General features: G+C 68.6%; 11 protein-coding genes and 1 pseudogene. 7 read left to right on the top strand and 5 right to left on the bottom strand.

Features of this window, described 5'->3' with window-relative positions; genetic code table 11:
* A partial coding sequence (locus tag RJ05_RS14645; protein WP_036537761.1) for a quinone oxidoreductase family protein occupies positions 1-951 on the bottom strand: 951 nt, incomplete at its 3' end.
* A gap of 82 nt (positions 952-1033) precedes the next feature.
* On the opposite strand from RJ05_RS14645, the gene RJ05_RS14640 reads away from it, so the two are divergent.
* From RJ05_RS14640 to RJ05_RS14625, 4 genes are all read left to right on the top strand, one after another.
* Complete coding sequence (locus RJ05_RS14640; protein ID WP_036537760.1) at positions 1034-1384, top strand: hypothetical protein; 351 nt, start codon at positions 1034-1036, stop codon at positions 1382-1384.
* A 147-nt stretch (positions 1385-1531) separates the two neighbouring features.
* Positions 1532-2767, top strand: coding sequence for a PucR family transcriptional regulator (locus RJ05_RS14635; RefSeq protein ID WP_036537759.1), 1236 nt, complete (start codon positions 1532-1534; stop codon positions 2765-2767).
* A 132-nt stretch (positions 2768-2899) separates the two neighbouring features.
* Entirely contained in the window at positions 2900-3370 is a 471-nt protein-coding gene (locus tag RJ05_RS14630) for a MarR family winged helix-turn-helix transcriptional regulator (protein WP_036537758.1), read from the top strand.
* A complete protein-coding gene (locus tag RJ05_RS14625; protein WP_014351653.1) occupies positions 3367-3783 on the top strand; it encodes an organic hydroperoxide resistance protein in 417 nt (138 codons plus the stop codon). The genes RJ05_RS14630 and RJ05_RS14625 overlap by 4 nt, the downstream gene beginning before the upstream one ends.
* Positions 3784-3836: 53 nt before the next feature.
* Here RJ05_RS14625 and RJ05_RS14620 read toward each other — a convergent pair whose 3' ends face one another.
* From RJ05_RS14620 to mptB, 4 genes are all read right to left on the bottom strand, one after another.
* Positions 3837-4811, bottom strand: coding sequence for a COX15/CtaA family protein (locus RJ05_RS14620; RefSeq protein WP_014351652.1), 975 nt, complete (start codon positions 4809-4811; stop codon positions 3837-3839).
* 92 nt (positions 4812-4903) lie between these two features.
* Positions 4904-5695 (bottom strand): ABC transporter permease, encoded by a 792-nt coding sequence (locus tag RJ05_RS14615; RefSeq protein ID WP_036537757.1) that lies wholly within the window; start codon positions 5693-5695, stop codon positions 4904-4906.
* Positions 5692-6624, bottom strand: coding sequence for an ABC transporter ATP-binding protein (locus RJ05_RS14610; protein ID WP_036537756.1), 933 nt, complete (start codon positions 6622-6624; stop codon positions 5692-5694). Before RJ05_RS14610 ends, RJ05_RS14615 begins: the two co-directional genes overlap by 4 nt.
* Positions 6621-8360, bottom strand: a complete 1740-nt coding sequence (mptB, locus tag RJ05_RS14605) for a polyprenol phosphomannose-dependent alpha 1,6 mannosyltransferase MptB (RefSeq protein ID WP_373365060.1) — start codon at positions 8358-8360, stop codon at positions 6621-6623. Before mptB ends, RJ05_RS14610 begins: the two co-directional genes overlap by 4 nt.
* 381 nt (positions 8361-8741) lie before the next feature.
* Here mptB and RJ05_RS14600 point away from each other — a divergent pair, with 381 nt between their 5' ends.
* The 3 genes and pseudogenes from RJ05_RS14600 to RJ05_RS30895 form a co-directional block, all read left to right on the top strand.
* Positions 8742-9575 carry a helix-turn-helix transcriptional regulator gene (locus RJ05_RS14600; RefSeq protein ID WP_036537754.1) on the top strand — a complete coding sequence of 278 codons (834 nt, stop codon included), beginning with the start codon at positions 8742-8744 and terminating at the stop codon, positions 9573-9575.
* Positions 9572-11008, top strand: a complete 1437-nt coding sequence (gene sufB, locus RJ05_RS14595; RefSeq protein ID WP_036537753.1) for a Fe-S cluster assembly protein SufB — start codon at positions 9572-9574, stop codon at positions 11006-11008. Before RJ05_RS14600 ends, sufB begins: the two co-directional genes overlap by 4 nt.
* Positions 11008-11216 (top strand): annotated as a pseudogene (locus RJ05_RS30895) (Fe-S cluster assembly protein SufD); the annotation flags it as partial. The gene sufB and the pseudogene RJ05_RS30895, both read left to right, overlap by 1 nt.

Genomic DNA, 11216 nt, shown 5'->3' with positions numbered 1-11216 from the left:
GATGGAGCCGGTGGTCTTGCGGCCCTCCAGATCGCGGTGCGCCTGGGCGGCGTCGGCCAGCGGATAGGTGGCGCCCACCCGGATCGCCAGCGCGCCCTCGGCGATCGCTTCGAGCACATCGCCCGCGCGCCAGAGCAATTCGGCCCGGTCGCGGGTGTAATGGGCGAGCGTGGGCCGGGTGACGAACAGCGAACCGCCGGCATTGAGCCGCTGGAGATCGAACGGCGGCACCGGCCCGCTCGCGGCGCCGAACAAGGCCAGCATGCCGCGAATCCGCAACGACGCGAGGCTGGCATCGAAGGTCGCGGCCCCGACACCGTCGTAGACCGCGGCCACGCCGACGCCGTCGGTCAACGCGCGCACCCGCTCGGCCAGATCGTCGCCGTAGCGCAGCACTTCCGCCGCACCCGCCGCCCGCGACAGGGTTTCCTTCTCGTCGGAGGACACCGTGGTGATCACCCGCACGCCGCGCGCGGCCGCCATCTGGGTGAGCAGCAGGCCGACCCCGCCCGCGCCGGCGTGCACGAGCACCGTCTCGCCGGGTTCGGGGCGGTAGATCGATTCGATCAGGTAGTGCGCGGTCATGCCTTGCAGCAGGGCCGAGGCGGCGACGGGCGGGTCGACGTCATCGGGGACGGCGACCGCGACGGCTTCGTCGACGGCCACCAGCGGGGCATAACTGCCCGGCGCCGCCGCCCAGGCCACCCGGTCGCCGGGACGGAACTCGGTGACCTCCGGACCGACCTCGGCCACCACACCCGTGCCCTCGGCGCCGGGGATGTAGGGGACCGGCTGCTTGTAGGTGCCGGTGCGGATATAGGTGTCGATGAAGTTGACGCCGATCGCGTCGGTGTCGACCAGCAGCTGACCGGGCCCGATCTGGGGGTCCGGCACTTCGGTGTAGGTGAGGACCTCGGGACCGCCGTGCTCGGAAACCTGGATGGCGCGCATGGACTCAGTTCTACACCGAAGCCACCCCGATCCGGCCGACCGCGGGGGTGGAGCTTTCCTTACCCGTCGGTAAACTGCGGGCATGAGTGCAGATGTCGCCACCGTGACCGCGAAGGTCCCGAGTTCCGTCGTGGATTCGGTGCAGAAGTTCGTCGCCGAGCACGGCGGCTCGGCCACCGCCGTCTTGCAGCCGATCGGCCGGATGGGCGTGCGAGTGACCCTCGTCGGGTCCGACGGCATCCTCGGCGACCGCGTCGTCGACGATCTGGACACCGCGAAAGCGCTGGTCGAGCGGGTGGACGGGCTCAGCGAAGCCGACGAGTGGGACCGCGAACTGACCTCGATCGTCACCCCGCGCACCGGCCACTGGGCCAAGATGGCGGGCTGGGTGGCCAGGCAGACCCGCTTCCCCAAGGCGCGCAACGAGAAATAGCGCAATCGCATTGGCTTGTGCGCCGTCACAGGCGCACGGCTGGACTCTTGGTTGATTTCACAACTCGGCCGCCAACCCCTACTGGCCGGTAACTATTCGCGTTACCGTGATCACTCCGCGATCAACCTCGGGCCAGAAGGAATCGATATGACGGTCGTCGACTCGACTCGCCCGCGCCTGACCGTTTCCGGTCACCCGATCACCAGCCATCTGCGCGATGTATCCACGCTCTCGCGCCGGATGGTCGGGCACTTCGTCGAGAACGTGGCGCCCTGCGGCACGCTGCCCGGCGATGCGCTCCAGGGTGATGTCACCGCGGTGACCCGGGTCTGCCTGGAACTGGCGCTGAATCTGCTCGATGGACGCAACCTGCCCGAGCAGATCGAGCAGGTGGGTGACGCCGCCGCCGAATGGGCGCGCGAGGGCGTACCCATCGACACCATCAACCATGCCGTGCACGAGGGCTTCAAACTCGGCCTCGACGCCCTGCTGTCGAACGCCTCGCCCGCCGATTACGCCGATCTGGTGGTCACGGCGCGGCGGCTACTGGAAATCCTGGACACCATCACGACCACCGTCTCGATGGCGTATGTGCGCGAATACCGGTCGGTGGTCAGCGAACATCACACCGCCGTGCACACGCTGACCTCGGCGCTGCTGGGCGGGCACAGCACCTCGACCATGGCCAGGGAGTGCGGGATCGAGATCGCGTCCTCGTATGCGGTACTGGCGCTGGCGATTCCGCCGCACCCCGACGAGGCCGCGCCCGCGGTGGACGGCAAGATCGTCGCGCGGCGCAAACTCCGGCGCATCCAGGCCGAGCTGGCCACCCGCTGCGGGGACCGGGTGCTGTCGCTGCTGAGCGTGGGCGGCGGGACGCTGCTGTTGCCCTCGGTCGAGGTCGACGACGAGAAACTGGACGAGCTGATCGCGCAGTTGTCGGCCGCCGCGCGGGTGCCGATCACCGCGACCGTCGTCGCGGCCGCGCCCGCCGATATCCCGGCCGCCTCCGAGCAGGCCCACGAGCTGCTCGACACCGTGCAGCGGATCTCGGGTCTGGGTGGACTGCACCGGTTCAACGATCTGGCACTGGAATTCCAGATCACCCGGCCCGGTCCGGCGCGGGAATACCTCAGCGCCATCCTCGATCCGCTGGACGAGCATCCGGAGCTGCTGGAGACGCTGCGCCAGCACATCGCCAACAACTTCAACCGGCAGCGCACGGCGCGGTTGATGCATATGCACACCAACACCCTCGACTACCGGCTCAAGCGGGTGCGCATGCTGACCGGCTTCGATCCCACGCAACCGTCGGGATTGTGGTACCTCACCTCGGCGCTGGTGGCGCGTAGTTATCGCGGCACGGCCGCCGATTCCGCCTGATTCGACCGCTCGGCCCGCTGGATTTCCAGCGGGCCGCCGGCTACCGGCTTTGGACGAGTTGCGCATCACCAACCATTTCAGTTGTGCGCAACTTAATTGCTCACTACTGTTCGGTGTCGGAGGTGGTGACCGATGACGGAAACCGATGAACTCGCACTCGACAACCAGGTGTGTTTCGCGCTGTACTCCGCGTCGCGGGCGATGATTCGCCTGTATCGGCCGCTGTTGGACGAACTCGGCCTGACCTATCCGCAGTACCTGGTGATGCTGGTGCTGTGGGAGCGCGGGGACGTGAGCGTCAAAGATCTCGGCGCGGCGCTGGAATTGGATTCCGGGACGCTGTCGCCGCTGCTCAAACGGTTGGAAGCGGCCGGGATGGTGCACCGCAGGCGGGCCGCCGACGACGAACGCTCGGTGGTGGTCGAGACCACCGCCGAGGGCAGGGCGCTGCGCGAGCGGGCCCGGGTCGTGCCCCGTCAAGTCGGTTGCGCGACCGGACTCGATGCCGTCGAACTCGCCGGATTCCGTGCGCAATTGCGCGCGATCACCGCCTTCATCGACAACCAGCAGCTGGTGCTGGACAACCCCGAGGAGAACCCATGACCACCCTGTACACCGCCGAAGCCACCGCCACCGGCGCCGGACGCGGCGGCCACGTCCGCTCCACCGACGCCGCGCTGGATCTGGACCTGAGCATTCCGAAGGAACTCGGTGGCGCGGGCGGCGCGGGCACGAATCCCGAACAGCTGTTCGCGGCCGGTTTCGCGGCCTGCTTCCACAGTGCCTTGCAGGTGGTGGCGCGGCGGGAGAAGGTCGCTCTCGACGGCACCTCGGTGACCGGCGCGGTCGGCATCGGCCCGGACGGCGTCGGTTACGGGCTCACCGTGGCGTTGACCGTCGACCTGCCTGGCATCGAGCGCGAGCAGGGTGAGGCGCTCATCGCCGCCGCCCACCAGGTGTGCCCGTATTCCAACGCCACTCGCGGCAATATCGACGTGCAGCTCACGCTGGCCTGATCGCGGCCGCGCCGGTGATCGGCCGAGGCTCGGAACGCCGGCAGGATGGTTCCTCAGACAACTGAGACAGCCGGATCGGTCGCCGGTGCGGAGACGACTTCTCTGGTCCGCAGCGAGGCCCACAGCGCGGCGGTGGCGGCGGTACAGGCCGCCGCGCCGCCGACGTGCAGCACGACCAGCGCGGCGGGCACGTCGGTGAAGTACTGGACGACGCCGACGAGCCCCTGCGCGAGCACGAGGCCGAGCAGGACCCACATCCGGGTCCGCACCGCTTTCGGCGCACCGATGGCCAGCAGTCCCAGCGCGAGGCCGATGAGGAGCGCGAGATAGGCGACCAGCAGCTGTGAATGCAGATGCACCAGCGTCACGATCTCCACTTCGAGCCGTTCGACCGGGCGGTCGATGCTCTTGTCGCCGGCATGCGGGCCTGCGGCGGTGACAAGGGTGCCCGCGATGAGGGTGGCGGCGAGGGCGAGTCCGCTGAGAATCGTCAGCCAGCGCAGGGGCGCCGGCGCCCGCACGGTTTCCACGCCGTCGTCGGGCTCGCTGATCTTGGCGTACAAGACCACCGCCAGCCAGACCATCACCATCGACGCCAGCAGATGCACCGCCACGGTCCACCACAGCAGGCCGGTGCGGACGGTGATGCCGCCGATGATCGCCTGGATCACGGTCCCGCCGGGCATCAGCCACGCGTAGATCAGCACCTCGCGCCTGCGCCGGGCCCTGGTCACCGCCAGCACGATGAGCGCGGCGAACAGCGTCACCACGAAGGTGAGCAGCCGGTTGCCGAACTCGACGGTCTGATGCAGCACCGGCACCTCGGACACGCCGACCGGGGTGAAGCTGCCGGGGAAGCACTGCGGCCAGGTGGGGCAGCCGAGACCGGAGGCGGTGACGCGCACGACCGCGCCGGTCACCGAGATGCCGGCCTGGGAGGCGATCACCCCGGCGGCGATCAGCAACTGGCCGCGCTGGGACACCAGCGGTAGGCGGTCGACGAGACGCAGGAACGCGCGATACAGCACGTCACGATGGTAGCCGCCGCGTTCGAGCGACCCGCAGGCGGACTACTACAAGACGTCGTTAGGAGGGGCGAAAAGGGCGCGTGGCCGCCGGCTCAGTGGAAGCGGAAGAACCTGGTGGCGGCGAACCCGCAGATCAGGCCCCACGCCGCGAGCACGGCGACGCCGAACCAATCGATGCTGTTGCGCAGCGCGTCTTCCAGCGCCACCGCCATCGCACCCGAAGGGATCAACCGCGCGAGCACACTCACCGCCGTCGGCAGATCGTCGGAGGCGAACACCACCGTGGCCACCCCGAGCATGACGAACCACAGCACATTCGCCAGCGCCAGCACCACTTCGGCCTTGAGTGTGCCGCCCAGCAGCAGGCCCATCGTGGCGAAGGTGGCGGTGCCCAGCGCGATCACCACCGCACCCAGCAGCAGCCCCGCCGGTTCCGGCCGCCAGCCCAGGGCCGCGCCGATCAGTCCGAGCAGCAGCGCCTGCAACACCACCACGATCAGCACGGCCGCGCTCTTACCGGCGACGATGCCCCACTTCGGCAGCGCGGTCGCACCGAGCCGCTTCAGTGCGCCGTAGCGGCGGTCGAACCCGACCGCGATCGCCTGGCCGGTGAACGCGGTCGACATCACCGCGACCATCATCACCGCGGGCACGATCTGATCGACCCGGTCGGTGCCGAGATCGCCGAACGGCAGCAGGGTGAGCCCGACCAGCAAGGTGATCGGAATCAGCATGGTGAGCAGCAGCTGCTCGCCGTTGCGCAGTAGCAGGATCAGCTCGAGGCGGGTCTGCGCGGCCAGCATGGTGGCGCGCGTGTTCGGGCGCGGAGCGGGAGTGAAGGTACCCGCGGGAAAGCGGTTGGTGCTGAGGTCGGGTTTGGTCATCCGCGCAGATCCCGTCCGGTGAGTTCCAGGAAGACGTCTTCGAGGCGGCGCTGATCGATGCGGATATCGGTGGCCAGCACGTTCACCCGCGCGCACCACGCCGTCACCGTGGCCAGCACCTGCGGATCGATCTCGCCCTCGACCAGATAGCAGCCGGGGCTGGTCTCGCGCGGTGAGAAGCCTTCCGGCAGCGCCGATTTCAGCAGTTCCAGATCGAGCTTGGGCGGCGCGGTGAAGCGCAGCTGACCCGCGGCGCCGTGCGCGGTGACCTCGGCGGGGGTGCCCGCGGCGACGATGCGGCCGTGGTCGATGATCACCAGCTGATCGGCGAGTTCCTCGGCCTCGTCCATCATGTGCGTGGTGAGCACGACGGTGACGCCGTCGCGGCGCAGCGCATCGATCAACTCCCACACCATGATCCGGGCCTGCGCGTCCAGGCCGGCGGTGGGCTCGTCCAAGAAGACGATCTCTGGGCGTCCCACGAGAGCACAGGCCAGAGACAGCCGCTGCTGCTGACCGCCGGACAGCCGGCGGTAGGGGGTGCGGCGATTGTCGTCCAGGCCGAGCGTGCGCAGCAGCCAGTCGGGGTCGAGCGGGTCGGCGGAGTAGGCGGCGACCAGGTCGAGCATCTCCCCGGCCTTGGCGCCGGGATAGGCGCCGCCGCCCTGGAGCATCACGCCGATGCGCGGGCGCAGCTGATCGGAGTCGGCGATCGGGTCGAGACCGAGCACCCGCACCGAGCCGGCGTCGGGAGTGACGAACCCCTCGCACATCTCGACGGTGGTGGTCTTGCCCGCGCCGTTGGGTCCGAGGAGGGCGAGCACCTGGGCGCGTTCGACATCGAATCCGATCCCGTCGACCGCGGTGGTCTCGCCGTAGCGCTTGACGACGCCGTCGACGCGCACGGCGGGTCCGGAGGCTGCGGTCACGATCTCACACCGTAAGCCGTGGCCGGCTGTGACCGGGCAGACACCCCTGTCTGCGCCCGCCACGGCAGCGCGTTACGCGTCACCACGATGAACAGCACGCACACGATGGTGGTGGCGATGGCGGCGCCGACGATCTGGAAGACCTCCATATCGGCCCCGCGCGGCATCTGCAACACGCTGACCACCGCCGACAGCGCGACCGCGGGTACACGGAACACCGGCCGGGTCGCCCACGCCGCGAGTGGCACGATGGCCCACAGCAGATACCAGGGCTGCACCACCGGGAACAGCAGCACGATCGCGCCCATCGAGACGCCGAGCGCGCCGACCGGGTGCAGGCGGCCGGTGCCGGTCGCGACGAGCATGCGGACCGTGATGAATCCGGCGGCGACGGCGGCGATCGGGCGGGTGATGCTCAACAGGGCGGTGGTGTGATCGCCGAGCCCGAGCAGCACGCCACCGAAACCGGTGATGATGCCGAGCGCGGTGGGCAGCGACATCCAGCTGCGCACCGCGTTGGCCACACTCAACGTCTGCGTCCAGCCGAATCCGAGGCCACTGGCGAGGCTGACGAACAACGTGGTGGCCAGGGCTATCACGCCGAGTAGCGCGGCGGCGGTGATCAACTGCTTGAATCCGCCGCCCCAGCGTCTGGCCAGCGCCATCCCGACGAATCCCAGCGCTATCAAGGAGGTGATCTTCACCGACGACGACAGCGAGATGACGACGGCACCGGCGATGAGCAGGGCATAGGCGCGCCGGTCGAATGGGTGGGTGTCCTCGATGGCGCGCAGGGTCAACTCGACCCCGGCCAGCATCAGTCCGAGCATCAGTGCGTCGTTGTGCACGCCGCCGACGAGATGGAACAGCACCAGCGGGTTGGCCGCGCCGAGCCACAGCGCGCTCACCGGAGCCACACCGCAGCGCACCGACAACCGCGGCAGCGCCCAGACGATCAACGCCACACCGGCCAGGGCGAGCAGTCGATGCACCCAGACCCCGGCGATGATGTTGTCGCCGGTGAGGGTGGCGATGCCGCGGCCCATCCACAGGAACAGCGGGCCGTACGGGGCCGGGGTGTCGCGCCAGATCGTCGGCACGTTGTTGGTGAGGACGTTGTCGATGCCGAGACCGGCGACGGGCCCTTCTTTATAGGGGTCGATACCACGGGCCGCGATCTCGCTCTGCGCGAGGTAGGAGTAGACGTCGTTGCTGAACAGCGGGGGAGCGACGCTGAGCGGGATGATCCACAGCAGCAGCGTGCGATCCATCTGGGAGCGGGTCAGCCGGTGCAGCGGTGAGCCACCGAGACCGCCGACGGCGAAGCGGCCGAGCAACAGCCAGGCCAGCACCACGATGACCGTGCCGACCATGCACATCGCCAGTGAACCGGTGTGCGCGCGGGCGAAGATGCCGAGCACCCGCACGCCGGAGGTGGGATTCTGATGCACCGGCTGGGCGCCGATGCCGAGCGCGCTGATGGCCATGAGGACGGTGCCGGTGGCGCCGAGCAGCCGGATCCGGTTCAGCTGCACCGTTTCTCTGCGGTCGAGACCGGGCACCTCGGATTCGTCGCGGTGCAGCACCGCGATGGTGTGATCCGCCGCCGGTGCGTCCAGACCCAGGGCCCGGCGCCCCAGCGTCGATGTCTTGCGCCGCGCGCCTTCCAGTACCGCCACGAGAGGCAAGCGTAATGGGACGAGGGCGGTTGTCTCCCGGCGACAGCCGGGGCGCATGGCGCGAGGCAACGCGCCGGTGGCCGGGGGCTCTGCGGCGTCGGCGCCGGCCCGGCGCGGGTGGCAAACCTCCAGCACTCGCCGCCGTTCGACAGTGGCCGGTGGTCGACGTCGGTGGATACGGTCGTCCGCGCAGAGGAACGAGGCGACGGGCAGGTCAGGCCGGTCTGGCGGTGCGCCCGGTGCTGTCGTGCCGGCCTCCGGAACATCGGGGTAGTGATTTGCTTCACCTTTCCGAGCGGGCCGGTAGCTGGTGACCTGCGAGTTCGTTGCGAAACCAGAGGTGAGGCGGTTATCGCCGACGGTCCTGGCCGAACGGCGACGTTCGAGGTCAGGGGACCCTTATTAGATTTCGGGAACGAATTCCGCCACACTGATGTTGTGAAAACCGTGGGTTTGCCGAACACCGATGAAAGGGCTGGTCACCGGGCCGGTACCGCATCGAGTGCTGCGCCCGCGACGACCGGCGAAGGCCATACCCGGGCCGCCATCGTCCAGCTGCTGCTCGAGGAAGGCCCGATCACCGCGACCGCGATCAGCAACAGGCTCGGACTCACGCCCGCCGGCGTGCGCCGCCACCTCGACGCGCTCATCGACTCCGGTCAGGCGCGCGCGAGCCGGTCGGCGCCGTGGCAGCAGAAGGGCCGCGGCCGCCCCGCCAAGCAGTACCAGCTCACCGCCGCCGGACGGGGCCGTCTCGGCCACGCCTACGACGATCTGGCCGGCGCCGCGATCCGTCAGCTCGGCGAGATCGGTGGCGAGAAGGCCATCACCGAGTTCGCCCGGAAACGGGCCAGGACTATCGTGGCCGGGATCGATCCGGTGCGCGAGCACACCCAGGCCGATACCGAGGCCAAGGCCGAGGAGATCGCCGAGGCGTTCACCGACGCCGGCTTCGCCGCGACCACCCGCAAGGTGGGCACGGGCGTGCAGATCTGCCAGCACCACTGCCCGGTCTCGCACGTGGCCGAGGAGTTCCCGCAGCTGTGCCAGGCCGAGCTGGAGGCGTTCCGGGAATTGCTCGGCACACATGTGCAGCGGCTGGCCACCATCGCCAATGGCGATTGCGCCTGCACCACGCACGTGCCGCTGCTGGTGCTCACCCCGGGCCAGTCGCCCCACGACCCGGCCACCGAACCGAATACAGCCTCTCCATCAGCCGTTGCACAGCCCGCAACGGAAGCAACGATCGACTCCGGAAGGAGTGCCGAATGACGACGACCACCGACCAGGTGCAACCGCTCACCCAGGAAGAGACCATCGCTTCGCTGGGCAAATACGGTTACGGCTGGGCCGATTCGGATGTGGCCGGTGCCAGCGCGCAACGAGGCCTGTCCGAGGCTGTCGTCCGCGACATCTCGGCCAAGAAGAACGAGCAGCCCTGGATGCTCGAGCAGCGGCTCAAGGCGCTGCGCATCTTCGATCGCAAGCCCATGCCGAACTGGGGCTCCAACCTCGACGGCATCGACTTCGACAACATCAAGTACTTCGTGCGCTCCTCGGAGAAGCAGGCCGAGACCTGGGAAGACCTGCCCGAGGACATCAAGAACACCTACGACAAGCTCGGCATCCCGGAAGCGGAGAAGCAGCGCCTGGTCGCCGGTGTCGCCGCGCAGTACGAGTCCGAGGTCGTCTACCACTCCATCCGTGAGGACCTGGAGAAGCAGGGCGTCATCTTCCTCGACACCGACACCGGTCTGCGCGAGCACCCGGAGATCTTCGAGCAGTACTTCGGCTCGGTCATCCCCGCAGGTGACAACAAGTTCTCCGCGCTCAACACCGCGGTGTGGTCGGGTGGTTCGTTCATCTACGTGCCGCCGGGCGTGCACGTCGACATCCCGCTGCAGGCCTACTTCCGGATCAACACCGAGAACATGGGCCAGTTCGAGCGCACCCTGATCATCGTCGACGAGGGCGCCTACGTGCACTACGTCGAGGGCTGCACCGCGCCGATCTACAAGTCCGACTCGCTGCACTCCGCGGTCGTCGAGATCATTGTCAAGAAGGGCGGCCGCTGCCGCTACACCACCATCCAGAACTGGTCCAACAACGTCTACAACCTGGTCACCAAGCGGGCCAAGGCCGAGGCGGGCGCGACCATGGAATGGATCGACGGCAACATCGGCTCCAAGGTCACCATGAAGTATCCAGCGGTCTGGATGACCGGCGAGCACGCCAAGGGCGAGGTGCTTTCGGTGGCCTTCGCCGGCGAGGGCCAGCACCAGGACACCGGCGCGAAGATGCTGCACCTGGCGCCGCACACCTCCTCGACCATCGTGTCGAAGTCGGTGGCGCGCGGCGGCGGTCGGGCCTCCTACCGCGGCCTGGTGCAGGTCAACAAGGGTGCGCACGGCTCGAAGTCGACGGTGAAGTGTGACGCGCTGCTGGTCGACACGATCAGCCGCTCCGACACCTATCCCTATGTCGACATCCGCGAGGACGACGTGACCATGGGCCATGAGGCCACGGTCTCGAAGGTCTCCGAGGACCAGCTGTTCTACCTGATGAGCCGCGGTCTCACCGAGGACGAGGCGATGGCCATGGTGGTGCGCGGGTTCGTCGAGCCCATCGCCAAGGAACTGCCGATGGAATACGCGTTGGAACTGAACCGGCTCATCGAGCTGCAGATGGAAGGAGCCGTCGGCTGATGGCAACTGGTGTGGTGGGTGCGGTCGAGGGCGAGAACCCCACGACCGGACCGATGCAGAACCCGGGTGCTACGGCCGCGGTCAACAAGGGCGAGGTCTTCACCTCCTACGACGTCAACGCCTTCGAGGTCCCCTCGGGCCGCGACGAGGAGTGGCGGTTCACGCCGCTGCGCCGCCTGCGCGGGCTGCACGACGGCACCGCGGTGCG

Source organism: Nocardia cyriacigeorgica NBRC 100375 (genome assembly GCF_000308555.1).
Taxonomy (GTDB): domain Bacteria; phylum Actinomycetota; class Actinomycetes; order Mycobacteriales; family Mycobacteriaceae; genus Nocardia; species Nocardia cyriacigeorgica.
The sequence above is the reverse complement of the archived record's forward strand: the minus strand, read 5'-3'. Positions and strand labels throughout refer to the sequence as shown.

Coding starts and splice junctions, on each gene's coding strand:
- RJ05_RS14635 (WP_036537759.1), top strand. CDS start 1,532: ATGACGGTCGTCGACTCGACTCGCCCGCGCCTGACCGTTTCCGGTCAC.
- mptB (WP_373365060.1), bottom strand. CDS start 8,360: ATGCGCCCCGGCTGTCGCCGGGAGACAACCGCCCTCGTCCCATTACGC.
- RJ05_RS14630 (WP_036537758.1), top strand. CDS start 2,900: ATGACGGAAACCGATGAACTCGCACTCGACAACCAGGTGTGTTTCGCG.
- RJ05_RS14640 (WP_036537760.1), top strand. CDS start 1,034: ATGAGTGCAGATGTCGCCACCGTGACCGCGAAGGTCCCGAGTTCCGTC.
- RJ05_RS14615 (WP_036537757.1), bottom strand. CDS start 5,695: ATGACCAAACCCGACCTCAGCACCAACCGCTTTCCCGCGGGTACCTTC.
- RJ05_RS14625 (WP_014351653.1), top strand. CDS start 3,367: ATGACCACCCTGTACACCGCCGAAGCCACCGCCACCGGCGCCGGACGC.
- sufB (WP_036537753.1), top strand. CDS start 9,572: ATGACGACGACCACCGACCAGGTGCAACCGCTCACCCAGGAAGAGACC.